Annotated in this window: 22 protein-coding genes and 6 pseudogenes; 13 read left to right on the forward strand and 15 right to left on the reverse strand. The window is 69.5% G+C overall.

The features are described from left to right. Nucleotides 1-2: 2 nt before the first annotated feature. The 3 genes and pseudogenes from JIX55_RS50375 to JIX55_RS50385 all read left to right on the forward strand — a co-directional run. Nucleotides 3-260 (forward strand): annotated as a pseudogene (locus JIX55_RS50375) (ABC transporter substrate-binding protein); the annotation flags it as partial. A gap of 88 nt (nt 261-348) precedes the next feature. Then, nucleotides 349-915 carry an NADPH-dependent FMN reductase gene (gene ssuE, locus JIX55_RS50380; protein ID WP_257561198.1) on the forward strand — a complete coding sequence of 189 codons (567 nt, stop codon included), beginning with the start codon at nt 349-351 and terminating at the stop codon, nt 913-915. A gap of 98 nt (nt 916-1013) precedes the next feature. Continuing rightward, a pseudogene (locus JIX55_RS50385) lies at nt 1014-1553 on the forward strand (LLM class flavin-dependent oxidoreductase); the annotation flags it as partial. Between the two features lie 12 nt (nt 1554-1565). On the opposite strand, the pseudogene ssuE (JIX55_RS50390) reads toward JIX55_RS50385, so the two are convergent. From ssuE (JIX55_RS50390) to JIX55_RS50415, 6 genes and pseudogenes are all read right to left on the reverse strand, one after another. After that, nucleotides 1566-2119 (reverse strand): annotated as a pseudogene (gene ssuE / locus JIX55_RS50390) (NADPH-dependent FMN reductase). Between the two features lie 32 nt (nt 2120-2151). Beyond that, entirely contained in the window at nt 2152-2439 is a 288-nt protein-coding gene (locus JIX55_RS50395) for an FAD-binding oxidoreductase (RefSeq protein ID WP_443046307.1), read from the reverse strand. Beyond that, nucleotides 2388-3101 (reverse strand): annotated as a pseudogene (locus JIX55_RS50400) (MFS transporter); the annotation flags it as partial. The pseudogene JIX55_RS50400 and the gene JIX55_RS50395, both read right to left, overlap by 52 nt. A 294-nt stretch (nt 3102-3395) precedes the next feature. Continuing rightward, on the reverse strand, nt 3396-4169 hold the full coding sequence (locus JIX55_RS50405; RefSeq protein ID WP_257561197.1) for an SDR family NAD(P)-dependent oxidoreductase: 774 nt from the start codon (nt 4167-4169) through the stop codon (nt 3396-3398). Nucleotides 4170-4505: 336 nt separating this feature from the next. Further along, entirely contained in the window at nt 4506-5072 is a 567-nt protein-coding gene (locus JIX55_RS50410) for a TetR/AcrR family transcriptional regulator (RefSeq protein WP_257561196.1), read from the reverse strand. A gap of 139 nt (nt 5073-5211) precedes the next feature. Further along, entirely contained in the window at nt 5212-5985 is a 774-nt protein-coding gene (locus JIX55_RS50415; RefSeq protein ID WP_257561195.1) for an SDR family NAD(P)-dependent oxidoreductase, read from the reverse strand. A gap of 274 nt (nt 5986-6259) precedes the next feature. On the opposite strand from JIX55_RS50415, the gene JIX55_RS50420 reads away from it, so the two are divergent. From JIX55_RS50420 to JIX55_RS50435, 4 genes are all read left to right on the forward strand, one after another. Further along, the gene (locus JIX55_RS50420) at nt 6260-8728 is read left to right on the forward strand and encodes an MMPL family transporter (RefSeq protein WP_257569168.1); all 2469 of its coding nucleotides are present in this window, start codon (nt 6260-6262) and stop codon (nt 8726-8728) included. Nucleotides 8729-8828: 100 nt separating this feature from the next. Beyond that, entirely contained in the window at nt 8829-10133 is a 1305-nt protein-coding gene (locus tag JIX55_RS50425; RefSeq protein WP_257561194.1) for a sensor histidine kinase, read from the forward strand. Continuing rightward, nucleotides 10130-10786 (forward strand): response regulator, encoded by a 657-nt coding sequence (locus tag JIX55_RS50430; RefSeq protein ID WP_257561193.1) that lies wholly within the window; start codon nt 10130-10132, stop codon nt 10784-10786. Before JIX55_RS50425 ends, JIX55_RS50430 begins: the two co-directional genes overlap by 4 nt. Nucleotides 10787-10930: 144 nt before the next feature. Next, nucleotides 10931-11686, forward strand: a complete 756-nt coding sequence (locus JIX55_RS50435) for an aldo/keto reductase (protein WP_257561192.1) — start codon at nt 10931-10933, stop codon at nt 11684-11686. A gap of 104 nt (nt 11687-11790) precedes the next feature. Here the strand turns inward: JIX55_RS50435 and JIX55_RS50440 are convergent, their stop codons facing one another. The 3 genes from JIX55_RS50440 to JIX55_RS50450 all read right to left on the reverse strand — a co-directional run bounded on the left by JIX55_RS50440 (nt 11791) and on the right by JIX55_RS50450 (nt 14544). Next, nucleotides 11791-13017, reverse strand: a complete 1227-nt coding sequence (locus JIX55_RS50440; protein ID WP_257561191.1) for a cytochrome P450 — start codon at nt 13015-13017, stop codon at nt 11791-11793. Between the two features lie 130 nt (nt 13018-13147). Further along, nucleotides 13148-14350, reverse strand: a complete 1203-nt coding sequence (locus tag JIX55_RS50445; RefSeq protein WP_257561190.1) for an NAD(P)/FAD-dependent oxidoreductase — start codon at nt 14348-14350, stop codon at nt 13148-13150. Beyond that, nucleotides 14347-14544 carry a ferredoxin gene (locus JIX55_RS50450; protein ID WP_257569167.1) on the reverse strand — a complete coding sequence of 66 codons (198 nt, stop codon included), beginning with the start codon at nt 14542-14544 and terminating at the stop codon, nt 14347-14349. The genes JIX55_RS50445 and JIX55_RS50450 overlap by 4 nt, the downstream gene beginning before the upstream one ends. 104 nt (nt 14545-14648) lie before the next feature. On the opposite strand from JIX55_RS50450, the gene JIX55_RS50455 reads away from it, so the two are divergent. From JIX55_RS50455 to JIX55_RS50470, 4 genes are all read left to right on the forward strand, one after another. Further along, entirely contained in the window at nt 14649-15278 is a 630-nt protein-coding gene (locus JIX55_RS50455) for a TetR/AcrR family transcriptional regulator (protein WP_257561189.1), read from the forward strand. 125 nt (nt 15279-15403) lie between these two features. Continuing rightward, complete coding sequence (locus JIX55_RS50460) at nt 15404-15553, forward strand: Mu transposase domain-containing protein (protein ID WP_443046304.1); 150 nt, start codon at nt 15404-15406, stop codon at nt 15551-15553. A 92-nt stretch (nt 15554-15645) separates the two neighbouring features. Further along, nucleotides 15646-15909 carry a hypothetical protein gene (locus JIX55_RS50465; RefSeq protein ID WP_257561188.1) on the forward strand — a complete coding sequence of 88 codons (264 nt, stop codon included), beginning with the start codon at nt 15646-15648 and terminating at the stop codon, nt 15907-15909. Between the two features lie 34 nt (nt 15910-15943). Beyond that, nucleotides 15944-16504 carry a GNAT family N-acetyltransferase gene (locus JIX55_RS50470; RefSeq protein ID WP_257561187.1) on the forward strand — a complete coding sequence of 187 codons (561 nt, stop codon included), beginning with the start codon at nt 15944-15946 and terminating at the stop codon, nt 16502-16504. 36 nt (nt 16505-16540) lie between these two features. Here JIX55_RS50470 and JIX55_RS50475 read toward each other — a convergent pair whose 3' ends face one another. From JIX55_RS50475 to JIX55_RS50485, 3 genes are all read right to left on the reverse strand, one after another. Further along, a complete protein-coding gene (locus tag JIX55_RS50475; protein WP_257561186.1) occupies nt 16541-17809 on the reverse strand; it encodes a class I SAM-dependent methyltransferase in 1269 nt (422 codons plus the stop codon). 174 nt (nt 17810-17983) lie between these two features. After that, nucleotides 17984-19081: a hypothetical protein gene (locus JIX55_RS50480; protein WP_257561185.1), complete on the reverse strand. Its 1098-nt coding sequence runs from the start codon at nt 19079-19081 to the stop codon at nt 17984-17986. Nucleotides 19082-19329: 248 nt separating this feature from the next. Further along, a complete protein-coding gene (locus tag JIX55_RS50485) occupies nt 19330-19560 on the reverse strand; it encodes a hypothetical protein (protein WP_257561184.1) in 231 nt (76 codons plus the stop codon). Between the two features lie 177 nt (nt 19561-19737). On the opposite strand from JIX55_RS50485, the gene JIX55_RS50490 reads away from it, so the two are divergent. Beyond that, complete coding sequence (locus JIX55_RS50490; protein ID WP_257561183.1) at nt 19738-19956, forward strand: hypothetical protein; 219 nt, start codon at nt 19738-19740, stop codon at nt 19954-19956. 538 nt (nt 19957-20494) lie between these two features. On the opposite strand, the gene JIX55_RS50495 is transcribed toward JIX55_RS50490, so the two are convergent. Next, nucleotides 20495-20977: a hypothetical protein gene (locus JIX55_RS50495; RefSeq protein WP_257569163.1), complete on the reverse strand. Its 483-nt coding sequence runs from the start codon at nt 20975-20977 to the stop codon at nt 20495-20497. A 212-nt stretch (nt 20978-21189) separates the two neighbouring features. On the opposite strand from JIX55_RS50495, the gene JIX55_RS50500 reads away from it, so the two are divergent. Next, nucleotides 21190-23334, forward strand: coding sequence for a hypothetical protein (locus JIX55_RS50500; RefSeq protein WP_257561180.1), 2145 nt, complete (start codon nt 21190-21192; stop codon nt 23332-23334). Here JIX55_RS50500 and JIX55_RS50505 read toward each other — a convergent pair. Further along, nucleotides 23243-23697, reverse strand: a pseudogene (locus JIX55_RS50505) (hypothetical protein); the annotation flags it as partial. The gene JIX55_RS50500 and the pseudogene JIX55_RS50505 sit on opposite strands and share 92 nt — an antisense overlap. Nucleotides 23698-23764: 67 nt before the next feature. Further along, nucleotides 23765-24183, reverse strand: a pseudogene (locus tag JIX55_RS50510) (DNA polymerase III subunit alpha); the annotation flags it as partial. Nucleotides 24184-24268: the final 85 nt, after the last annotated feature.

The following is a 24268-nucleotide window of genomic DNA, read 5'->3' on the forward strand; positions in this document are numbered from 1 at the left end:
GCACCGTCGCCTACCACGCGGCCACCACAGGGAAGACCGAAGTCGTCGGCACGTACTCCGGTGCCGGCGCCACCCTCCAGGGGCTCATCGCGGCCACCACCAAGGAGGACAGCGGCCTGGTCAAGCCGCTCGCCGACGCGCTCAACGAGGTCGTCGAGAGCGGCACGTACCCCAGGGTGCTCAAGCGCTGGGGCCTGTCCGACGAGGCCGCCACCAAGTCGGAGATCAACCCGCCCGGCCTGTCCAAGACCAACAAGTAGGCGTCGCAGGATGCGGGGCCGCAGTCCGCGCCGCGGTACCCGGCCCCGCGCCTGTCCCACGAAAACCTCACGTTCCGAAGGGTCCACCATGGCCACCGTCCTGTCCGTCTCCGGAAGCCCCTCCGCCACCTCCCGTACCGCCCGGCTGCTGCGCCACCTGGACCGGCGGCTCACGGCCCAGGGACACGAGGTGATCCCCCTGGACGTCCGCACCATCCCCGCCGAGGCCCTGCTCGGCGCCGACTTCAGGCACCCGGCGATCGCCGAGGCGACCGCCCTGTTCGACCGCGCCGACGGGATCGTGATCGGCACACCTGTCTACAAGGCCGCCTACTCCGGGCTGCTGAAGTCCCTGCTGGACCTGCTGCCGCAGTACGCCCTGTCCGGCAAGACGGTGCTGCCGCTGGCGACCGGCGGGACCACGGCGCACGTCCTGGCGATCGACTACGCCCTTCGCCCGGTGCTCAGTTCCATGGGCGCCGCGCACATCGTCCAGGGTTGGTTCACGCTCGACAAGGACATCGCGGTGGGCGACGACGGCACCCTGACGGTCGCGCCGGGCTCGGCCGAGGCCCTCGCCCAGATCGTCGATCAGTTCTCCGAAGCCCTCGGCAGCCGTACGGCCTTGCCGACTGCTGCCGGACGAGCAGCTTGACCGTGTCCGCCGACGGAGCGAAAGGCGTGAGCCTGAAGTGAGCCTCGCCTTCCACTGGTTCCTGCCCACCAACGACGACAGCCGTCAAGTCGTCTGCTCTCACCTGGGGCGAGCCGCCCGCCGCCGTCGCCGAGAAGATCGCCTGGATCCGGACCCTGGCCGAGAAAGAGGGGCGGAACATCCGCTTCGGTATCCGCCTCCATGTCATCACACGCGACACCGCCGAGCAGGCGTGGGCCGAGGCACAGCGATTCCTCGACGGCTTCGACTCCGAGACTGTCGCCGCCGTACAGGCCGGGCTCGCGCGCAGCGAGTCCGAGGGGCAGAAGCGGATGCTCGCTCTGCACGGCGGCGGCCGCGACGGCCTTGAGATCCACCCCAACCTGTGGGCCGGCATCGGTCTGGTGCGCGGCGGAGCCGGCACGGCACTGGTCGGCAGCCACACCGAGGTCGCCGAACGGATCGCCGAGTACCACCGGCTCGGCATCGACGAGTTCGTGCTCTCGGGTTACCCGCACTTGGAGGAGGCGTTCTGGTTCGGCGAGAACGTCCTGTCGCACTTCGCCACCCAGGGACTGTGGACTCGGGCTACGCTCGCGGACGCAGCTGCCCGGCCTGCGGTCCAAGTCCCCTTCGCGGGCTCCTGGCGCTCACGCCACCGCCTCCAGACCCACCCGTCCGCCGAGCGCGGCGGAGAACTGATCGGCGACCCGTTCGAGTGCCTCCCGTGCGGTGGGCTCCACGAGGACACCGCCGTCCTCCCGCACGTCGATGTGTTTGTCCAGGACGAACCAGCCGGGCGTGATGTGCGCGGGGCTCATGAAGGCGAGTACCGGGCGCAGTCCGTAGTCGATCGCCAGAACGTGTGCCGTGCTGCCGCCGGTGGCCAGCGGCAGCACAGTCTTGCCTTCCAGCGCGTGCTGCGGAAGCAGATCGAGCAACGACTTCAGCAGCCCGGAGTACGCGGCCTTGTAGACCGGGGTGCCGACGACGACGCCGTCGGCACCCCGGAAGTGCTCGATGGCGCGGACGATGTCCGGGTGCTCGAAGTCCGCGTGCAGCAGGGCTTCGACCGGAAGGGTGCGGACATCGAGGGGGATCACGTCGTCCCCTGGGCCGTGAGCCGGGCGTCCAGGTGACGCAGCAGCCGTGCGGTGCGAGAGGTGGGGGAGGGGCTTCCGGAGACGGAGAGGACGGTGGACATGGGCGATCTCCTGGGAGGGGCGGGAACGGTCGTCAGAGGGCTTTGCCGGGGTTGAGGATGTGGTGCGGGTCGAAAGCAGCCTTGATGCGCTGCTGCGGTGCGTGCTGCTCGGATCCGAGTTCCTGAGCGACCCAGCGCCGCTTGAGCGTGCCCACTCCGTGCTCGCCGGTGAGGGTGCCGCCCAGGCGCAGCGCGGTGGTGAAGATGTCGCCCGCTGCCTGCCATGCCGCGTCCGGGATGTCGGAGGACGCGGGGCGACGTAGTTGTAGGCGGCCATCATGCCGCCCTGCACGAGAGCGATGGCCAGGTACACCAGCCACAGGCGCGGGCGCCGGAGCGAGCTCAGTTCGTCGCGCAGGGAACTGTCACCGTCGCCGCTGTCGGCGAGCAGCTGACGGGCGATCACCGCGGCAGCGGCCACAGCGAGGACAGCGAGGACCCAGCAGGGGCCCCGCCAGCCGCCCAGCTGGCCGGCGGCGGTGCCGAGCGGGACGCCGACGATGTTGGCGAGCGTCGCACCGCCGACCATCACACCCATGGCGCGGGTACTGGCCGCCGGTCCGGCGGCGGCGGTCGCGACCACCGCGCCCACGGCCCAGAACGTGCCGTTGCTCAGCGCCGCGGCGAACCGGCCCGCCAGCGCGAGCGGCAGGCTGGTGCTGAGTGCGCCGACGACGTGGCCGGCGGCGAACACCAGCAGCGCGGCGACCATCGCCGGGCGGCGGGGCAGACGCAGGGTCGCCATGGACATCGCGGGCGCGCCGACCATCATGCCGATCGCGAAGACGGTGATCAGCAGGCCGACGCTGGACACGCTCACGTCGAGGTCGCCGGAGATCTCCGGCAGCAGCCCGGCCACGATGAGCTCACTGGTGCCCATGATGAAGGCGACCGCGCCCAGCAGCCACACCACCGGCGGCAGTTTCGCCAGCTGTTCACCGAACCTGCAGAGGGGCGGGTCCCGCGCCTTTGCCGCGGCCACGCCAGGGGGGTCTTACCCCCAAAGGCGCGCACCTGACGCTGGCGTGGGGTTTTGGCGTAGCTGCTGTCGGTCGCTTCGTAGGAAGGATCTCTGCCGTCGATCCGTGCTCGCGCCAGTGACGGTAGGAGGATGCGGCCCGGCCCCGGACCGGAAAGCTGCGGCATCACCCGCCACGGATCCCGCCCGCCCCGCGGTCACCTGGCGCACCGACCCCGGACGGCCGAGCCGATGTCCTGTGGTGCCGGGCGTGCGGCTGTGTGGTGAGGGCGGGAAGCCGTCGAGTGTTTCCGGCTGTTACTCGCGGAGCATCGCGCCGCCGTTGACCGACCAGACCTGCCCGTTGATCCACTCGCCGTCATCGGACAGGAGGAACGCCACGATGCCGGCCAGGTCTTCCGGCTTGCCGAAGCGGGTGCTGGGAAGCGTCATGCGGGTGAACTCCAGCGCCTCCGGGCTCAGAGCCATCTTCTGTGCGGATTCGGTCAGGACGACTCCGGGGGACACGCAGTTGCAGCGGATGCCCTGCTTGCCCCAGCGGGAGGCGATGTGCCGGGTGAGTGCGTTGATTCCCGCCTTGCTTGTCTGGTACGCCGCGCGCTGGTGGTCGCCCACGTGCGCGGCGAGGGAGGAGGTGTTGACGATGGCGCCGCCGCCTTGTTCCAGCAGCAGGGGAAGGACCGCGCGGCTGGTGAGCGCGAAGCCGATCAGGTTCACTTCCAGGGTGCGCCGCCATACGGCCGGGTCCATGTCGAGCAGGTCGCCGTCACGGCCCAGGGTCTCCGCCGAGACGTCGGCGGCGACGTTGTAGAGGCCGTCGGCTCCGCCGAGTTGGGAGACGGCGGTGTCGACGAGTGCACGTACCGAACGTTCATCGGCGAGGTCGAACTCGACTGCGAGAGCCGTTGCGCCGGTATCGGTGAGGCGCTTGGCGGTGGCCTCGGCCGCGTCGATGTTGACGTCACCGACCACGACCGCCGCGCCCTCGGCCGCGAGCCGCTCGGCGGTGGCCGCGCCGATCCCGGACGCACCTCCGGCGACGACGATGCGCTTTCCGTTGAGTCCCTTCATTGCACTACTCCTTGTCTTTTCCGGCGCTGCAGCGGTCGTCGGCTGTCCACGCCTCGTGGGTATATGCGGGTCTGATGTCGACCTGTGATCTCAAACTAGGGGCGGTTTTCCGCGCTTTCAGCCCCCTGCGGGCGGAACCCGGCGGGGCCGATTAGTCCTGCGGTACTAAAGGGCCGCCTGCTCGTTCGCACTGCATCGTGCTCGGAGTGCATTCCTGGAGGCGTGACGTCGCCCGTCGGCGACACCCGCCACAGCTCGGGGAGGTGGCGCCCGGTCACCGGCAGCCATGATGGCTGGCCGCAAGAGCGAGGAGCGGCCGTCACGCTCCTGCGCGGGTCACTGCGTTTCGCGTGAGAAGGCCGCGACGATGGTGCGGGCCAGCTCGTCACCGACCGCGGCGCTGCCGAGTCGCTGCTCGTCGAGCTGGTCGAGTGCGGCGACGACGAGCCCGCCGTAGGCCGCGACCAGCCACTCGGGCGACAGGTCGCCGCGCAGTTCGCCGGCCTGCTGGCGGTCGGCGACGTACTTCTTGAACTCGACCGTGTTGGTCAGGTTCTGCCGTCTGTCGCTGGAGGCGATCAGGAACCGGTAGCGGTCACCGAAGGCCATGATGTCGCCGCTCAGTCGGAGCAGTACGTCGAGGGCGGGGCCGCTCTCGCGCAGGCGCCGCGCCATCAACTCGTCCACCTCGGCGACGACATGGGCGTGGATCGCCTCGACGAGTTGCTCGCGGGTGGCGAACCACCGGTACATCGTGGCCCGTCCGATGCCGGACGCGGAGGCGATCTCCGTCATGCTCGCGCCGGGGTTCTCGGCGAGTGCCGTAGCCGCCGCCGACAGCACGTAGCGCCGCGCCTGCGTGCGAGGGCCGGGCATGTCGTCGGTGTGAGGCGAGCGGGGCATAGGCATCAATCCTACGGTGACGGAGCGAGCCGGAGCAGCCGACCTGGGCATGTTGTTGATCGGACTGCCCGGAGCGTACGAGGGCGCGGCCGGCGTGGCTGGGGAAGCCGACCTCCCTGGGGGGTCATACCGTGCTCTCTCATTCACGGAGCAGTCCGCCGCCGTTGACCGACCAGACCTGCCCGTTGATCCACTCGCCGTCGTCGGAGAGGAGGAATGCCACTGCGCCGGCCAGGTCTTCCGGCTTGCCGAAGCGGGTGCTGGGCATGGCCTGCTGCGCCATGGCCATGGTTGCCGCGTTCTGGGCCATCTTCTGCGCGGATTCGGTCACGACGAGTCCGGGTGACACGGAGTTGCAGCGGATGCCCTGCTTGCCCCACCGGGAGGCGATGTGCCTGGTGAGTGCGTTGACCCCTGCCTTGCTGGTCTGGTACGCCGCACGTATGTGGTCGCCGGCATGCGCGGACGCGGAGGAGGTGTTCACGATGGCGCCGGCGCCTTGTTCGAGCAGCAGGGGAAGGACCGCGCGGCTGGTGAGCGCATAGCCGATCAGGTTCACTTCGAGGGTGCGCCGCCATACGGCCGGGTCCGTGGCAAGCAGGTCGCCGTCGCGCCCCAGCGTGTCCATGGACAGGTCGGCGGCGACGTTGTAGAGGCCGTCGACTCCGCCGAGCTGGGTGACGGCGGTGTCGACGAGGGCGCCTATCGAACGCTCGTCGCCGAGGTCGAACTCGACGGCGAGAGCGGTTGCGCCGGTATCGATGAGGCGCTTGGCGGTGGCTTCGGCCGCGTCGATGTTGATGTCGCCGACCACGACCGCCGCGCCCTCGGCCGCGAGCCGCTCGGCGGTGGCCGCGCCGATCCCGGACGCACCTCCGGCGACGATGATGCGCTTTCCGTTGAGACCTCTCATGACACAGCTCCTGTCCTGAATGATGCGACATCCCCGTCTCTGAATGAGACGCTACTATCTCAACATGAGACGGACAAGTATCACTGCGGGGTCACGCCTTGTGCTCGCCGACCGCGTTCCGAGGACGAGAGCGCCATTGGTCCCGCAGGACTAACCGGCCCTGAGGGATTCCGTCCGCAGGGGGTCGGGAGCGCGCAAGGCCGCTCCTAGCTTGGGATGGCGGGCCACTGGGGCCCCAGTTGACGCCATGTCTCTTCCTCCCTGGGGGTACTCCGTGGCCACCTTCCTCCACCGGCTCGGCCGGTTCTCATTCCGGCGGGGACGTCTCGTCCTGGTGCTCTGGCTCGTGACCCTGGCCGCCGTCGGCATCGGCGCCGCGGCCTCCTCCGGTGCCGCCCCGGACAGCGTCAGCGTTCCGGGAGCACAGTCACAGAAGGCGATCGACCTGCTGGAGAAACAGTTCCCGCAGGCCTCGGCCGACGGCGCCACCGCACGGGTCGTCTTCGAGGCGCCGAGCGGGCAGAAGCTGGCCTCCGACGCCAACAGGACGCAGATCGAGTCCCTGGTCGCGAAGCTGGAGAAGTCACCGCAGGTCGCAACCGTCACCGACCCCTTCGGCAGCGGGCAGATCAGCCGGTCCGGCACCATCGGCTTTGCCGGGGTCACCTACAAGGTCGCCCAGGGCGACGTCAGCGACGCCGCCCATGACGTCCAGAAGGCGGTCGTCGATCAGGGCGAGAAGGCCGGCCTGACCGTGAGCCTGGGCGGCGACGCGGTCAGGGGCGAGGCCCCCGGCATGCTGACCCAGACGCTCGGCACCTCCATCGCCGGCATCGTACTGATGATCACCTTCGGCTCCCTGGTCGCTTCCGGCCTGCCTCAGCTCACCGCGGGAGTCGGCGTCCTGGTGAGCCTCTTCTCGATCACTGTCGCCACCCGGATCTGGGACGTCGCCTCCGGGGCGACCGCCCTGGCGCTGATGCTGGGGATCGCCGTCGCCGTCGACTACGCACTGTTCGTCGTCTTCCGCTACCGCGACGAGATCCGCGCCGGCCGCGACCCCGAGGAAGCGGCGGGGCGCGCTCTGGGCACCGCCGGCCCCGCGGTCGTCTTCGGCGGCCTGACCGTGACTATCGCACTGCTCGGGCTGAGCGTCATCGGCGTCCCCGCGCTCACCTCACTGGGCCTGGCCTGCGCCTTCGCCGTCGCAGTCGGCGTACTGGTCGCGCTGACCCTCCTCCCCGCCGCCCTCGGCCTCGCCGGGCCGCAGATCATGAAGAACAACCTGCAGACCCGACGGATGAAGGCACAGGAGCGTGGCGAGGGCGAGGCCATGGGTGTGCGGTGGGCGAAGTTCGTCACCCGCCGTCCGGTCAAGGTCCTCGTCGCGTCGGTGATCGGTCTCGGCCTGCTCGCTCTCCCCGCCGCATCCCTGCGCCTGGCCATGCCCGACGACGGCGTGAAGGCGTCCGGCAGCACCCAGCGCGTCGCCTACGACACCCTGAGCGAGGGCTTCGGGCCGGGCTTCAACGGCCCGCTGACCGTGGTCGTCGACGCCCGCGACAGCGACGCCCCCACGGCGGCCGCAGACGAGGCCACGACACTGCTGAACCGGATGGACGACGTCGCCGACGTCCACGGCGCCGTATTCAACCCCGCCGGCGATGTCGCGCTGATCAGCGTCGTTCCGGACAGTTCCCCGACCAGCCGGGCCACCAAGGACCTGATCTCCGAGATCCGCGATCGTGGTACCGAACTGCACGCCGACACGAACGCCGACGTGATGGTCACCGGCGCGACCGCCGTCGATGTCGACGTCTCCACCAAACTTGCCGACGCCGCGATCCCCTATCTCGCCGTCGTCATCGGCCTGGCGATGCTCCTGCTCCTGCTGCTCTACCGCTCGATCGCGATCCCGCTCAAGGCCGCCCTGGGCTTCATGCTCAGCATCGCCGCCACCCTGGGCTTCCTGGTCTGCGTCTTCCAGTGGGGCTGGTTCGGACTCGACCAGACCTCACCCCTCAACGGCCTCCTGCCCATCCTGCTGATCAGCGTCCTCTTCGGACTCTCCATGAACCACGAGCTCCTCCTCGTCACCCGCATGCGCGAGGAGTACACCCGCGGGGCCCGCCCGACACAGGCGATCGTCGCAGGCTTCCGGCACAGCGCCCGGATCGTCACCGCCTCCGCGGTCATCATGATCGCCGTGTTCGCCGGGTTCTTCCTCGTCCTCGACGACATGGATCTGATCAAACAGATCGGCCTCGGACTCGCCGCCGCCGTGTTCTTCGACGCCTTCGTGGTGCGCATGACCATCGTTCCGGCCGTCATGGCCCTGCTCGGCCGCCGCGCCTGGGCCCTGCCCAAGTGGCTGGACCGCGTCCTGCCCGACGTGGACGTGGAAGGCGAGAAGCTTCCCCGGGCGCTGGACACCGCGCCGGTCGACACCGAGCGGCCGCACCCCGAGCTGGTGGGCGCGGCGGCCCTGGTGGGCGCCGGACCGGGGCTCTCTGCGAGCCCGGCCGAATACAGCGCCGCCCCGGCCCTCACCGGCGTCGACAACGGCAAAGAGGCCGAGGCTCCCGCGCCTGCCCGGCATACCCGCGGCCGGGTACGAGGACCGTCCTGGCTCAAGCGGCGCGGCCGACGCGGCGACGACGCGACGACCGCCGGCGTCGACACGCCCCAGCAGCAGGAACCGACAATGAGGACATCAATGATGAAACTTCCCTGGAGGAAGTGACGGAAAACGGCTGCCCCCGGCCGTCTCGCCAGCCCCGCCCGTCGGTCCGGTTCCCCCGCGGACCGGCGGGCGGCTCCGACATCTCGTGGAGACAAACACCGTGAACGCACCGAGCGCCCGCGCTCACCCCGTAGACCCGGACGACCTCCAGGTCCTGAAGACCCTGACCGGGGACCCCGAGCAGCGTGTGATCGTCTCAGTGCTCTCCAAGCTCGCGAGATGGCGGCGAGCCGACCGGGCCCACTCCTGGGTCCGCCACTGGGGCGTCCCGGTCTTCTGCGCAGGACTCGGCGTGAGCTCCTTGGCCAACCCCTACAACACCGCCCCCGTCCCGCTGCAGTTGGTCCTCCTGGTCGCGTTCTGCGTTCCCCTGCTGTGGCGGGAACGCCACCCCATGCTGGTCTACGTGGTCGTCACCGCCGTCGCCGTGGCAACCCTTCCGCTGGGGGTGCTGACGGGCGCCGAGACCGCACGGGTCGTGGCCCTGTTCAATGTCGGCCGCTACTGCACCCCACGGCAGTTGGTCATCGCCATAGGCGTGGCCACCGCCCAACTGGTCGCCTGGGCCGTCGTCTTCTGGCAAGGCCGTCAGCTGGAGTTCGCGACCCGTCCAGAGGTCGTGAGCCCGATGGCGGTGGCCGGTCTGATGGCCTTCGCCCTGCTGGGGCTGCTCACCCGGCTGGCCCACGCCTACGTCGTCGCGCTGCGCAAGGAGCGCGACCGTCAGGCCCACCTCGCCGTCGCGCAGGAACGTGCCCGCGTCTCCCGCGAGATGCACGACATCCTCGGCCACACCCTCGCCGTCATCGTCGGCCTCGCCGACGGCGCCGCCGCGCTCGCCGCCACCAAACCCGAACGTGGCACCCAGACCCTCCGCATCATCGGCGACACCGGCCGCCAGGCCCTCGCCGAACTGCGGCGCCTGCTCTCCGTCATCAGCGAGGACGACGGCCGGCCCCACGACGCCCCGCTGGCCCCACAGCCCGGCCTCGCCGACCTCGACGCACTGCTGGAGCGCGTTCGCGCAGCAGGCCCCACCGTCATCCTGGACTCCCGAGGCGACCTCACCGGCATGACGCCCGGCCTCCAACTGTCGATCTACCGCATCGTCCAGGAGGCCCTGACCAACACCGTCAAGTACGCCGCCTCCGACACGACGGTCCACCTCCGCATCACCGCCGGCCCCGGTGCCGTACGCGTCACCGTCGACGACACAGGCCCGGCCCGCGCCCGGCGAGCAGAGCACCGGCCCCGCACCGGGGGCGGCCGGGGCCTGGTCGGCATGCGTGAACGCGCCGCCCTCTACGACGGCGACGTCACCGCCGGCCCCAACGACCGTGGCGGCTGGACCGTCCAGGCGCTCCTCGTCCCCAATCCACCCTCCCCGGAGAGGCACTCCGCATGACCACCGTGCTCATCGTCGACGACCAGGCCCTGCAGCGAATGGGCTTCAGCATGCTCCTGGAGGCCCAGCCCGACATGACGGTCGTCGGCGAGGCCACCAACGGCAGCGAAGGCGTCCGCATGACCGCCGAACTCCGGCCCGACGTGGTCCTGATGGACGTCCGCATGCCCGGCATGGACGGCATCGAGGCCACCCGCCGCGTCATCGAGTCCGGCGGCCGCTCCCGGGTCCTTGTCCTGACCACCTTCGACCTCGACGAATACGCCTACGACGCCCTGCGCGCCGGTGCCAGCGGCTTCCTGCTCAAGGACGCCCACCCCGACGAACTCGTCGCCGGAGTCCGCGCGGTGGCCGCCGGCGACGCCGTCATCTCCCCGGGCCTGACCCGCAAGCTCATCGACACCTTCGGCCACCGCTTCCCCGGCAACAGCCCACAACAGCAGCGCCGGCTCGCCGACCTCACTCAGCGCGAACGAGAAGTCCTCACCGCCATCGCCACCGGCTGGACCAACTCGGAGATCGCCGAACGCCTCCACCTCGCCGAATCCACCGTCAAGTCCCACATCAGCCGCATCCTCCCCAAGATCGACGCCCGCGACCGTGTCCAGGCGGTGATCTTCGCCTACGACACCGGCCTCGTACGACCGATCTGATCCGAGCAGCGTCCCGGTGAACTCGTGCACGATCGGTGAGAGGGCTGGCTGCAGATCTGGTGCGCCGTCAATTTGACGTACGGGTCCGCAACGGCGGGTGCGTCGGCGGCCGGCTCTCATGTGGTCGGCCATCGCCCAGCGCCAATGCGGCGGGCTGACGGGCCCAGGACGACCACGGCAAGGCCAGCACTCGTCGTGGAACGCGGACGATCCACTGTCCCGCAGGTCAGACTGCGTGGCCAGGACGCGTGGTGCGGATTCAGGTGGTCCCGCGGATTCGGCAGGCGGCACTGTCGGTGGCGCGCGGTCCACGAACTCATCACAGGCAAGCCCGACCACGATCCGCCGCGCTCACGCCGTACAGCCCGTCTCTCCGTGGTGCAGACCGGGTACTCCCTCTTCCAGCGGGAGGGCGAGAAACTGTTCCCACGCTCGGAGAGCTCGGCATCGGGTTGGCGGCCTACCAGCCCCTCGGCCGCGGATTCCTCACCGGCAACGTCAAGTCCGCCCAGGAGTACACCTCCGACGACGTGCGGACGACGGACCCCGCGCTGGCAACCGGGCAACTTCGAGAAGAACCTCGAAGCCGTCAACCAGTTGCAGGCGCTGGCGGAGTCCAAGGGCTCCACCGTGGCACAGCTCTTGCTCGCCTGGCTCCTCATGCAACAGGACTACATCGTGTCGATTCCCGGCAGCCGCAATGCCAGGCGTGTCGAGGAGAACGTCGTGCCGCTGACCTCACACTCAGCTCCGACGATCTCACCCGAGTCGAAGAGATCCTGCCCCCATGGCGCGTACGGTCCCCGCTTCATGGAAGCTCAGGACCCCCAGCTGGGACTGGCCCGGATCAAGGCCCGAAACGCCGACAGCCGGGCCGCGTCCGCCATCCCCGCGCTCTGACGCCGGGCACGGCGTGAACAGCCGCCGACGGTACCGGACATGCAAGCCTCCGTCCCGTCGGCGGTGCTCCCCTCGGCCTGTTCACCTGCCTGACACGGTGCTGGTCACCAGGCGACCGGCAGTCGGTGGGGTCCGTAGGTGAGGGTGTTGTTCCGGAACTCGATCTGCTCCAGCGGCACCGCCAGCCGGAGGTCCGGCAGCCGGCGCAGCAGCGCGGGCAGCGCGATCTGCAGCTCGACCCGGGCCAGAGGCTGACCGAGGCACTGGTGGGCGCCGTAGCCGAAGGCGAGGTGGCCGCTGGTGTTGCGGTCGGGGTCGAAGGTGTCGGGGTCGGCGGAGAATGTCGAGTCGCGGTTCCCGGCGGGCAGGTTCACGGCCACGGCTTCGCCGGCCCGGACGAGCTGCCCGCCGATGGTCACGTCCTCGGTGGCGACGCGGTAGATCGCGTCCTGGACGATGGTCAGGTACCGCAGCAGTTCCTCGACCGCGTTCGCCACGACGTCGGAGTCATCCGTGTCACGGATCCGAGCGAGCTGGTCAGGGTTCTCCAGCAGGGCCAGGGTGCCGAGGGCGATCATGTTGGCCGTCGTCTCGTGCCCGGCGACCAACAGCGTGTTGGCGTTGACGACCACGGTGTCGCGGCTGATCTCCCCGGCGGCGACCCGCTGGATCTGCCGGCTGATCAGGTCGTCCTCCGGCTCGCGCTCCCTGCGCGCCACCAGCTCGTACATGTAGCCGGCCAGTGCCACGGTCGCGGCGCGCTTCTCCTTGTCCGAGGCGTCGGCCGTGATGATGGTGGCGCTGTGCTCCTGGAAGAACGCGTGGTCCTCGTAGGGCACGCCGAGCATGAGTGAGATGACCATGGACGGAATCGGGAATGCGTAGGCGCTCACCAGATCCGCCGGCTGCCCCTGGCTGATCATCTGCTCAAGGAAGTGATCGGCCTGCTCCTGGATCAGCGGGCGCAGCCGCTCCATCCGCTTCACCATGAACTCGCCGGTGAGCATCCGGCGCAACCGGATGTGTTCCGGGCCGTCCATGCGTATGAAGGGCTGGGCCGTCTCGGGCCCGGCGTTGGACGGGACGGGAAAGCCGGGCGTACGGTCGTCCGCGCTGAGCCGCGGGTCGCTGAGAACCTCGCGGATGTCGGCGAACCGGCTCACGACCCACATCGGCTGGCCGCGCCACAGCGCCCGCCGCAGGCCCTCGCCCTCACGCCAGTTGGCGTAGTCGGCCGGCGGATCGAAGGGGCAGCGCCCGGACCGTACTCCCGGGAACGGCGGGAGGCCGGTGTGGTCGACCGGGTCGGTCGTATTGGTCGTCGTAGTCATGGATCTCTCCTTGAAAAGGCATGAAGGGCTTGAGGGGTGTGGACGACTTCGAAGGCTGGCGGGTGGGGTGTCACTGGCTCGCTCGGCGGCGACGCCCCACCCGGTCGGCGCCGCCGGCCCGCGGATGCGGTCACGCGGCGGCGGTGTCGGTGACGGCCGCTTCCCAGGCCGCGCCGGAGGCGATGAGGGCCCGCCAGGCGCGCAGGATCTTGGGTGACTTGCCCATGGCGAGCACGCCGGTGAGCCGGTCTCCCCGGCGGTAGGCCACAAGGAACTGCCGCGCTGTGACATCGCTTTCCAGGACGAGTGCTTCGTCGTGGTCGCGCAGATAGCCGTACGCCTGGACTCTGGTGTCGTACTGGTCCGACCAGAAGTACGGTACGGGGGCGAACGGCCGTGGCGCGTCCGGGTTGAGCAGGTTGTGGGCGACGGTGAGGGCCTGCTCGCCGGCGTTGGTGCGGTGCTCGACGCGCATCTTCGTGCCGAAGAGCGGGTTGTGCCAGCAGGCCACGTCTCCCACGCCGTACACACCGGGTGCGGCGGCACTGAATTCGTCGCACACGAGCCCGTCGCCGAGAGCGAGCCCGCTTCCGGCCAGCCATTCGGTGTTGGGCAATGAACCAATGGCGACCAGGACGTCGTCGGCGGGCATCTCGCTTCCGTCGGCCAGCGCGACACCGGCGACCTCGCCACCGACGCTGAGCACTTCGCTCACCGCCGCGCCCGTGCGCAGTCGGACGCCATGGTCACGGTGGAGTTGCGACAGGAACCACCCGGGCTCCTCACCGACCGCCTGCGCCATCGGTACCGCGTCGGCTTCCAGCAGGGTCACGTCCACGCCGAGCCCACGCGCGACGGCGGCCACCTCGGCACCCAGGAACCCGGCGCCGACGATCACCAGCCGCCGGCCCGCGCTCAAGCGGGCCTTCAACGCCAGCGCGTCGGTCAGGGTACGCAGTGTGTGCACCCCGGCCACCTGCTCGGCCCCGGGCAGCGGACGGGCTCGTATGCCGGTCGCCACGACAAGAGACTCGTACGGCAGCCAAGTGCCGTCCGCCAGCAGAAGCGTGCGCGCGGCCATGTCCAGCCCGGTCGCCCGCACCCCCAGTCGCAGGTCCAGATCGAGCGCGTCGATGTCCGCCCGCCCGCGCAGGGCGAGCCGGTCCGGCTTCCACTCCCCTTTGAGGATCTGCTTGGACAGCGGCGGGCGGTCGTATGGAAGGTGCGGCTCGTCACCGACGAGCGTGATCTCCCCCTGATGTCCCGCCCGGCGCAGCGCCTCCGCCGTGGCCAGCCCGCCCGCCGACGCGCCGACCAGCACGGTGCGACTCATGACGTCGTCACATGGATGGCGGCGGCAGGGCAGGCCAGGGCCGACTCACGCACGACCGGGTGCAGCACCGGATCGGGCGTCCCGTCGAGCAGCACGACCACGCCGTCCTCCTCACGCTGGTCGAAGACCTCGGGCGCGATCAGGACGCACTGCCCGGCGGCCACGCACTTGGGTTCGTCCACGGCGACATTCATCTTCACGGCGGTTTCCTCTCTGGGTCGGCTGAAGCACTCCCGAGAAGCACGTTAGCCGACGCTCGTCGGTAAACCAACATGTGTCGGCTAGGTAGGATGGGCTCATGGCCACGACAAGACAGAGCACCCCTGTGGGCGACCGACGCGTGCGCCGCACGCACGCTGCCCTGCAGGGCGCATTGATCCAGCTCGTCGAGGAACAGGAGCTGGGGCAGATCAGCGTCGCCGACGTGGCCGAACGCGCCGGGGTGAACCGCACGACGTTCTACGACCACTACCGGGACGTGCATGAACTGGCCGAAGCCGCCTGTACCTCGACGATCGACACCCTGATCGAGTCCGTCCCCGCCCTCGACTCCACCTCGGCCGAGTCGGACGCGGACCCCGCCAGTTCACTCATGGCGTTCTTCGAGAACCTCGCCGACCACGCGGGCCTCTACCGCAGCCTGCTGGGACCCCAGGGCAGCGCCCGCGTCATCGATCACATCCGCAGTCGCATCTCCACCACCGTCCACGTCGCCGTACGCGTGAACTCCGGTGCCGCGCCGGCCGGTGTCGTGACGGCGGACATCCCGCACGACGTACCCGCCGCGTTCACGGCCGGCGCGCTCCTCGGTGTGGCCACCGACTGGCTCCAGCGTGATCGCCCCCGCACGCCGGCCGAGATGGCCGAACTGACCTGGCCACTCCTCGTCGCCGGTCACCCCGCCGACGCCCGGCACGCCAAGACCTGAGGTGATCCTCCGGCCCGCGAGCCTCGGGACTCGACCTGTCCGGTCAGGCAGGCCCGTGGCCCGATTCGCCGGCGAGGGCAGCCGATCGGACGACGGAGCAAGGAGGCGGCGTCGGATGGGCGGAGATGCTGGTCGGCAAGGACTGCCTCGTCGCCTTCGACGGCAACCTCCACTCCGTCCCGGCACGCAAGGTCGGTCCTCGCCAACTGGTCGAGATCCGGGCCACGAAGTCGCAGATCAGCGTGCACTCGACCACTCTCGGCGCCGACGGCTAGAGCCACTGGGACGGGCTATCCGAAGCGTCGAAGCCCTCGCCCGCGCCGATCTCGCCCAGCACGAGCGCGCGGCGGCCGGCGCGGAACAGGCCGTGCTGCTCTTCGGCGACGCGTTCGCCCGCAACCGCGCCCTGTACACCGCCGACATCGCCGTTCAGCATGCGCTCAGGGACCGTCCGGAGCCGGAGGCCGCGGCCGAAGCCGCCGGACGCGTCCTGGCCTACCTGCCCGATGTGCGCTCCGACCGTCTGCTGCAACAGCTCGCGGACGTGGAGAGCGCACTGCAGCGGCACGCCGCCGTCCCGGCGGTGGCCGACTGGCTGGAGGCCTACCGAACGACGACCCAAGCAGGCTGAGGAGGAGGCGACCACCCCGCGCACGCGGACCGACGTGGTGATCCGTACCTACGGCCCCGGACAGGTCCCACCGATGATCGACCTGGTGAGCGACATCTGGGCCGACGCCCACCCCGAACTCGTTGGGACCCCCGGAGCCGAGACGGCCGGCCTGTCCGTACCCGCGCTCCACCGCCAGATCACCGGCCACCTCCGCTGGCAGGGCTTCACCATGGTCGCCGCCTACGTCGGCGGAACAGCCGTCGGCTTCGGCTACGCCTTCCCCTGCACCGCCGCGTACTGGTTCGGCGCGGACCTGGTCGACCAGGTACCCGAAGGAGCGCGCACGGAACGGCTGATGGGCCTGTGCGAACTCGCCGTCCGCCCGCCCTGGCAGGCCCAGGGCATCGGCATCCGCCTGCACACGGAACTCCTCAAGGCCGTCAACCCCCGCTGGTCCAGCCTTCTCGCCCTGCCCTCCAACAACCGCGGCCAGGACCTCTACGCCCGGCTCGGCTACCAGTACGCCGGGCCCTACACGAATTCCCCCGGGGGCCCCGTGTTCGACCTGCTGCTCCTGCGGGTCGAAGCGTCCCCATCCGGACCGTCGGCGTGACCCGGCAGTGAAGGTGCTGCCGGGCCACGCGTTGCTTCAGCGCAGGCCTGCCAGGAACTCCACGAGCCTGCGGAGGCGGGACGGTCGGGGACCGGGATCGACGGTACGTTCGACGACGAGGTGGTAGGCCTGCAGCGCGTTGACATTGAACGCGTGTGTGCCGCCCCACAGGAAGAGCCGGAACGCCCGGTAGGTCTTCTCGCCCCATCTCGCGATGATGTCGTCTTTTGCGGCGTCGAGGCGTTTCGCCCACTCCAGCATCGTCAGCTCGTAGTCGCGGGTCTCCCTGGTCACGTCCAGCACCTCGAAGCCGTGGTAGAGCATCTCGGTGATGACGTCTTGGAGCGTCATGTATGTGTGCCTGCCGCCCCAGATGTGGTCGCGGGTGAACGAGCTCACCGAGAACTTCTGGATGGACGCGGAGGCGTCGAGGTAGAGGCGTCCACCGGGCTTCAGCACGTCCCACGCTTTCGCGGCGAATCTGCGGTAGTCCGGGAGGTGCTCGATCACGCCGTAGATCACGGCATGGTCGTACGGCTGCGATGGGCGATGGGTGAGGAAGTCCTCCAGCAGCACCTCGCCGGGCAGGTTGTTGTCGGCGAGCAATGCCCGGATGTGGTTGGCGGAGTCCTCTGCGAGCGTGAGCGTCGTGACGTGCACGCCGCGTTCGCCGCAGTATTGGGTGACGCCGCCCCAGCCCCCGCCGATGTCGAGCAGCCTGGCGCCTGGCTGAAGGTCCAGTGCGGCGAGCATGGTTTCGAGCTTGTGCTCGGACGCTTGCTCGATCGTCTCGCCAGGGTGCTGGAAAAGGCCCTGCGAGTAGAAGCGGAACCGCTTGTCGATGAACGTGAGGTAGAAGTCATCGCCACGGCTGTAGTGCGCGGTGACAGCCTGCTTGTTCATCTTGAGGGGTGAGCGCATGAAGTCGTACAGGAACCGCAGCCGCTGCCGCATCGGCACCTGCTCCCGCAGCGCGGCGCGGACACGGAACAAGGCAGCCAGGTCACCTTCGACATCAATGTCGCCCGACACGAAGGCCTGGCCGATCGCTATCTCGGTGAGCGGCGTACGCAAAGCGTCTTCCGAGCGGAATGTCACCCGATATCTCGGCTCGCCCACGCCGACCGCCACGATCGCACCGGAGGGTAGCTCTATCTCCCCTGGCAGGTCGGCGGCGGCCAGCAGCGCCGCGAGACCAGTCCGGGGCAGTCCGGCTGCGCCTGTGACGCGTCCGCCGAGATTCGGGCTCATGCTAGCGGGTTCAGTCATGCGGAATTCGCTTCCCAGGTTGAGCGCCGCAGACACGGCGTTGCGATGACCTACTCCTTGAGCGCGATCTTGGAGGCCGCTCCGAAGCAGCCGCCGGCCGGAACCAGCAAGGCGAAATGGCCCGGTTCACCGCTGTCTGGCACTGTTCGATTGCGGCGGCACGGTCACCGGATGGGTCGGAGATTGGTGTCGACGCCTTCTGTCGGCTGGCTAGAAGATGCGGGCGCGCATGTGCTGCGTGAGATTTTCGAGGATCTCCCGCAGCCACGGGCTGCGGACGGTCGGCAGCCGGACAAGAGTGTGCTGGAACGCTCCCGGATCAGCCCGGAACAGGTGACGGGGGCGCGGCGCGGGTGGGTCGTCGCGGAGGACACCGTCGGGCATGCCGCCCGACGCGGGGACGGGTAGGTACGGGTCGGGGAAGGCCAGCCACAGCCACACCCCGAACGGCAGCGGCACCGGGTATGCCGAGGTGGCCGGGGTCCAGGTCTCCCCCGTCTGCGGATGGGTCGGCACGAGGAGGATGTCGGCGTCCGTGTCGGGAGTGGGCCGTCCCGGTCCGGCCATGCCGGCGCGCCGCGTCGGCGGACCTGCGGGCAGCAGGGCGTCGAGGGCGCGCTGGAACACTTCCGCGATCAGGCCGTCCGGGACCGTCACCGGCCGGCCCTCCGAGGCCGCCAGCAGGTGGGCGAGCGCCCGGCCGGCCGCCGCCTCCCACTGCGGGCTCCAGGACCACCAGTGGTTCGGCCCCAGCCGCGATCCCCACGTGGCGATCGGCTCGAACGGGGGCGTGCCCTTCCCCTCCGCCATCAGCTCCGCCCAGGAAAGCGGTGCGGCGTCGGCGTTGTCGACGAGGCGGCCGCGCACGGCGTTCGGGGCGAGCCACACCGCCTGCCATAGCGAGCAGTCATCGATCCGGCTCGCCACGGGCAGGCCACACGTCTCGCAGGCCATGTTGGGGCCATCGGTTCCGTCGAGGCCGCAGCAGTAACCGCCGCCCTTCTCCGGGATCAGCACGGTGCCCCGGGTATCTCCGGGTGCGACGACGATCGCGCCGGGCGCGCCGTCGGACAGGTGGCAGACCGGCGCGTAGATGCCGCGGGCCGCCGCCTCGTCCGGATCGATCTGCTCCCACGTCCGCCACGGCGGCCCCCAGGGCTCCGGGTCCACGGCGAACGTGCCCGACTTCATGAGCACCGGGAGCTGAAGCCCGTTCCCGTACTTCTGATGGGCGTGGACCGGCAGGGCAACCTGGGACAGCGGGGTGGTCAGCCTGGCGCCGCACCCCGCACACACGAAAACGAACAAATGTCCTCCGCTTGGAAACAGGGGCATCGTCGCAGCTCGGCATCGGCCGGCCAACGTGTTTTTCGTCCGCTGAAGGGGCCGGAGCATCGCCACGACGTGGAGACCCGGCTCCAGCGCGAACGGGTACCGGCTGTCGCCTCAGTCGGCGGGGGCGACGGGAACATCGCGGCAACGCTCGCATGGGCATCGGCCGGTAGGCGGCCACGCACCGCCTGCCAGACCTCGGCGGCCGCCTCTCGGGCCGAGACTCAGGCAGCGTTCGAATCCTCGGTGTCCTGTGGCGCCTCCCGAAGTGGTGAACATCTGCTGTCCGTTCTCATGAACGTAGCCACCTCGGCCACCTCCGATCCCATCTCCAGCTGGCGCCCCAGCTCCTGCAGTGCCCCGGAGATGTCCCCGCTGCCCGTGAACCGCCGCTGTGCGATGTCCAGGTCGCGCAGCCAGCCGTCCAGATGGGGGTCGGCCGTCAGCCGGGACACGTACTCGTAGATCTGGGCAGCCAGATGCGCGCTCAGCCAGGCCCGCCGGTCTTCAGTAGCCCGCTGCGCACGGTCGTGGTCAAAAACGACCCCATCTGACTGCCTGCGGGGCTGATCGCAACGGTGTTCCATTTGCGCCGGATGGCAGGTTAGGGTCGCTTTCCGCGAGGATCTTGTATGGAGGTGACCGTGATGGAGAACAGCGCGCCCGCCCGCCGTGGCCGTCCCCCGGGCCCCCGGACCGCCGAGGGAGAGCTGACGAGCCGCCAGGCGGCCATCGTCCGCTACATCACGGAGTCGGTCGACCGGCAGGGCTACCCGCCGTCGATGCGGTCCGGCCGCGCCGCCCCCGAAGGGCTTCCCGCACCGCTCATCTCATCAGGGGTATGGGGCTAGCGCTCGAACGCACTTGTGGGGTGCGGTGGGCTGTGTCTTGTTTGTACGGTCGGGGCGTGGAGCTGGTGTTCTACTCAAGTGAGAGCTGGGAGTCCTGGGGCTGTCGGGGAAGCCGACGATTCCCGAGGGGATGGCGTTCCTTGTCGACGAAGACGTTTTGTTCGAAAACGGCAGGGGTGTGCGCGACGGCGGTGGCCAACGAGTGGTTGCGGCTGCGCCGACGGAGCACTGCCCGGCTCCGTCGTCGTGGGGGACGTACGCACGGACCCTGCGGGACTGGATCGTGGCAGCCCAGCTGCACGGGGTCGAGGTCTTCGATACCCGGGACCGGCTGAAGGCTCTGCTGAGTACGTATGCGGTGGATCGGGCCACGGAGACCCTGAGCTGCGTCTGGGGGCGGCTACGTGGAACCAGCGCATGAGCATGCTGGGGATGGTCTACCGGTGGGCGATGCCCGAGCAGTACGCCACGGCGGTGCCCCTAGGGCCTCGCTCCTACGTCTCCAAAATCGGCGCACTACGCCTCCCGGATCAGCGCGCTACGCCTTCAGGATCAGCGCATCGCGCAGCGGTCCGCCCCACTCGGCGGCCATCTCCTCGTCGTCGTCCTCATCCGGTTCCACGAGGAGGGCGCGGAGGGCGTTGAGGGGGAACATGCAGGGGGTCTCGACCTCGGCTCCCTGCGCGACGCGGGGGGTTCTGGTCCAGACGCTCTGCGGCGACCCGGGGGCCCCGGGGAGAGCCGCGGGGTCCGCGGGGAGGTAGTGCCAGGCGGCGCCGTTGTTGACGCGCCGGGCGATCTCGCCGACGTACCAGACGGCGACCTGGACGAACGTGCTGTGCCGGGCGGCGTTGATGGCACGTGTGTCGGCGTACCGTTCACGGATCAGTGCCTCAAGGGCGTCGAGTGAGGCGGGGGAGAAGTCCCACGTCTCCGGTGTGCCGGTCGCCTCCGCCCAGGCCGGGAAGTCCGCCTCCTGACGGGCGAGCCATGCTGCCAGTTCCGGGTGCATCTCGGTCATGGACGCCACTGTAGGCGGCGTCGGTGGCCGTGACGCCCGACCACCTCGTACGACGGCCAACTCGTGTGTGACACAAGCCAATTGACGATCAGGCTTCACCATATTGGTACAATATAGGACCCATTTAGCCATTAGAGTGTTGTTTGGTGGTGTCATGTCACGGGGCCGCACCGCTGCGTGAAGGGTCGTTCAGGCCCCTAGGGGGACACGCAATGAGGACGAGGAACTGGATCGCGACACGCGTGGCCGTGCTCACAGTCGGTGTGGGGTTATTCGCCGGAGGGCTGCCCGCGCTGCAGCAGGCGGCGCTGGCCAGCCCCAAGTCGGGGCCGTGCTCGGAGACTTTCGGGACACCGGACAAAAACCCGGACTACAACGACCTCCCGGGGTCCGACAAGTATCCCAACGGCTCGCCGCCCGACGAGAACCGCAGGTACACGTACCCGAATCCCAAGCGCGCCGTCTCGGGCATCGACCTGCCGCCTGGTATGGATCCGGACGAGCTGCTGGAGAAGTACGGCGATGACACCGAGGGTCTCGCGCTGGACTCCCCGGAGCGGGCCTACGCCGCCTGGAACCGCAACCAGACCACTGGCAAGAGGCCCTGGAGCGGCAGCTTCCGGACGTGGCTGATCAATCAGTACATCGGCAACGAAGTCATCGGTCGGCGCGGCGACGCCTTCCACAAGAAGGTCGCCGAGGACTTCGGTATCGGCGGCTCGGAGTGGCAGTGCGAGCAGAAGATCCCCGGTGCCAAACGCAGGGGCGACTTCGTCAATGCCACGCGGAAGATCCTGATCGAGGTGAAGTCGGACGGGGTTTACAAGAACGGGCAGCTGGGGGAGGACAAGAAGCTGGTCGAGCAGGGCTGGGACGTGCGGTACGTCTTCGGCAGAGAGCCGACCGCGGAGACGGTCGCCGAGCTGGAGGCGGCCGGGATCAAGGTCCATGTGCACAGGGCGGCCGCGATACCGGAGTTCACGCCGAACAAGGAGAACACGGCCCCGGAGGATCTCGAACTCTTCACCCCGGACGCGAAGACCGCCCCCTCCGCCGGGGACGGCGTCAACGCGATCCGCGGCTCCGCCGACACCGAGGCGGAGGCACGCGCGAACCAACAGCAACTTGTGGACGCGGAAGGCGAGTCGAGCAGCCCGGGCGGTGTGGACTTCTCCACCCTCCAGCTCAGTTACGTGGGCACATCCAAGGACGGCAAGGGCCTGGACTACTCCTTCAAGGCCGCCCAGAACCCGGACGAGGACACCAACCCCTCCTGGGGCGGCATGGCGAAGGCGCACCTCGCCTCGGACGCGTTCTTCACCTGGCTGGCGCTCACGCCGGACAAGTTCTGGGTGAACCTCAACCCCACCCAGCCGGACCAGATCATGGACAGCACGTTCGCGAAGACCGACGCGGGGCGCGTGCTGCTCGAAGCGGACCTTGCCATGAAGCACGACTTCGCGAAGACGGTGAACCCCAAGACCGCACTGGGCGCCCGGTTCTGGAACGCCCTCAGCCGCGTCGGCGGCCAGCCGTGCATGCCGGTGATCCGGAACTGGATCGTGCCGGACACCGCCAAGGTCCGCGAGCAGGACGGCGGCATCTATATCCTCGACGCCCCGCTGAAGGTCAACTCGGTGCCGTACGAGGGCGTCATTCCCGGCGATCAGTGCCGGAAGACGACGGCGCAGCTCGAGCACGACCAGCGGCTCGTGGAGACGATGATCCGCCCGGTGGTCGAGAAGCGGGTCAACACCGCGCCGGAGTACGCCGATCTGCGCCGCGTCTATGCCAGCAGGGTCGCCGCGGAGTGGGTCGCACAGCAGGACGAGGTGACGCCGGGGCCGTACCACGACATCATCGGCAGCGACGACGTCTCCCGCTGGCCGCTGCGCCAGGACAAGAACTGGTCGGAGCAGGACACTTATCAGCGCTACCTGAAGTCGTTCAACGAGGGAGACTACAAGTTCGAGCGCCGGTCCGGTAATTGGATCTACACGTACACCGTCGGCGGCGTCGACTTCTCCAAGTCACCGAAACAGGACATCAGCCGGGCCCAGTTCACCAAGGAGGCGCCGGGGATGCCGGGCACGGCCGCCAACTCCCGTGCCCAGGTGACGGATTACCGGGACACCGGCACCACCTGGCTGGGCGGCAGCACCTCCGAGGCATCGGCGTTCGGCCAGGACCTCGTCCCGTCGTCCGCCACGACCAAGGCCCAGGGCGACGGAGCCAGCGCCATCAGCGTCGCCACGACAGCCCTCCTCACCGCTCTGACCGCGGGCCTGGTGGTGGTGGGCGGGGCCATGGCGTGGCGGAGCCGACGGCGGCGCCGAGCGGTGCTACGGCGGTACTGATCCGCTCTGGATCCGGGCTGGGGCAGTAGCCGTTGAGCAGGCCGTCCAGCGGTGCGGGTACGCGATCCGGTGCCGGGGCTTCGACGAGGACCCTGCCGTAATGGATCTTCCGTCCCGATGTCGTACCGAAGAAGTCGCAGCTGCTACTGGGCGGTGCGGCCCTGCTGGGCGGGCTGGTTCAGCAACGTGCGCAGGGGGCGTTCGTCGCCCTTGGCCCGGACCGGCTCCGTGAACCGGTTCGGGCCGCGCGCACGGATGAGCTCGTCCTCCAGGTCGGCGGCTCAGACGAAGAACCCGTGCTGCGCCGCACCGGCCCGCTCCAGGCCGCGCGTAGTAACCATGCTCCCGCGAGTCGGGACATAGCGCCCCGCTCAGGTCCGGCTGAACGAGACACGACCAGTGCGGGACACACTCGCTGCGCAAACAAGCACGGCCACATCCCCAGGTCGTGCTCAAGTAGTCCGGCGTACAGGAAGACGGGGTACCGGGCCTTGAGGACCGCGGACTGCAGGGTGGGCACGGCGAAGGAGACCGCGTGGGCGCGGCAGAAGCCGTACGCGCCGAACGCGGAGACGGTCTCCCACACCTCGTCCCACACGTCCTTGCTGTAGCCGCGCTCGCTTACCGTACGGCGGAACCACTCTTTCACCTTGGGCAGGCGGTCGGGATCGGCGAGAGCGCGGCGGGCGACGTCGCCGGCGGCACGGTCGCAGCCAGTCATCCGGCCGGGATCGCAATGATCTGCTCATGCCAGATCACCACTCCGTACGTGTCGCGCAAGATCGGCTCCGGGTCCGGGTGCGCGTACTGCGGTGCCGCGCCGTGCCCGGCCGCGATGAAGAGAGCGGGCTCTGATGATCGTGGACTTCCCCGTAGCCGTCGCCCTCGCCGAGTTCGTCCCGACCCTTCCGGTCGGGACGAACTGGCGCTACGA

It is taken from the genome of Streptomyces sp. DSM 40750 (assembly GCF_024612035.1).
In the GTDB taxonomy this organism is placed as follows: Bacteria; Actinomycetota; Actinomycetes; order Streptomycetales; family Streptomycetaceae; genus Streptomyces.

Coding starts and splice junctions, on each gene's coding strand:
- JIX55_RS50450 (WP_257569167.1), bottom strand. CDS start 14,544: ATGAATGTCGCCGTGGACGAACCCAAGTGCGTGGCCGCCGGGCAGTGC.
- JIX55_RS50415 (WP_257561195.1), bottom strand. CDS start 5,985: ATGAGAGGTCTCAACGGAAAGCGCATCATCGTCGCCGGAGGTGCGTCC.
- JIX55_RS50410 (WP_257561196.1), bottom strand. CDS start 5,072: ATGCCCCGCTCGCCTCACACCGACGACATGCCCGGCCCTCGCACGCAG.
- JIX55_RS50440 (WP_257561191.1), bottom strand. CDS start 13,017: ATGACTACGACGACCAATACGACCGACCCGGTCGACCACACCGGCCTC.
- JIX55_RS50435 (WP_257561192.1), top strand. CDS start 10,931: ATGCGGCGGGCTGACGGGCCCAGGACGACCACGGCAAGGCCAGCACTC.
- JIX55_RS50500 (WP_257561180.1), top strand. CDS start 21,190: ATGAGGACGAGGAACTGGATCGCGACACGCGTGGCCGTGCTCACAGTC.
- JIX55_RS50490 (WP_257561183.1), top strand. CDS start 19,738: ATGGAGGTGACCGTGATGGAGAACAGCGCGCCCGCCCGCCGTGGCCGT.
- JIX55_RS50495 (WP_257569163.1), bottom strand. CDS start 20,977: ATGACCGAGATGCACCCGGAACTGGCAGCATGGCTCGCCCGTCAGGAG.
- JIX55_RS50455 (WP_257561189.1), top strand. CDS start 14,649: ATGGCCACGACAAGACAGAGCACCCCTGTGGGCGACCGACGCGTGCGC.
- JIX55_RS50405 (WP_257561197.1), bottom strand. CDS start 4,169: ATGAAGGGACTCAACGGAAAGCGCATCGTCGTCGCCGGAGGTGCGTCC.
- JIX55_RS50460 (WP_443046304.1), top strand. CDS start 15,404: ATGCTGGTCGGCAAGGACTGCCTCGTCGCCTTCGACGGCAACCTCCAC.
- ssuE (WP_257561198.1), top strand. CDS start 349: ATGGCCACCGTCCTGTCCGTCTCCGGAAGCCCCTCCGCCACCTCCCGT.
- JIX55_RS50430 (WP_257561193.1), top strand. CDS start 10,130: ATGACCACCGTGCTCATCGTCGACGACCAGGCCCTGCAGCGAATGGGC.
- JIX55_RS50445 (WP_257561190.1), bottom strand. CDS start 14,350: ATGAGTCGCACCGTGCTGGTCGGCGCGTCGGCGGGCGGGCTGGCCACG.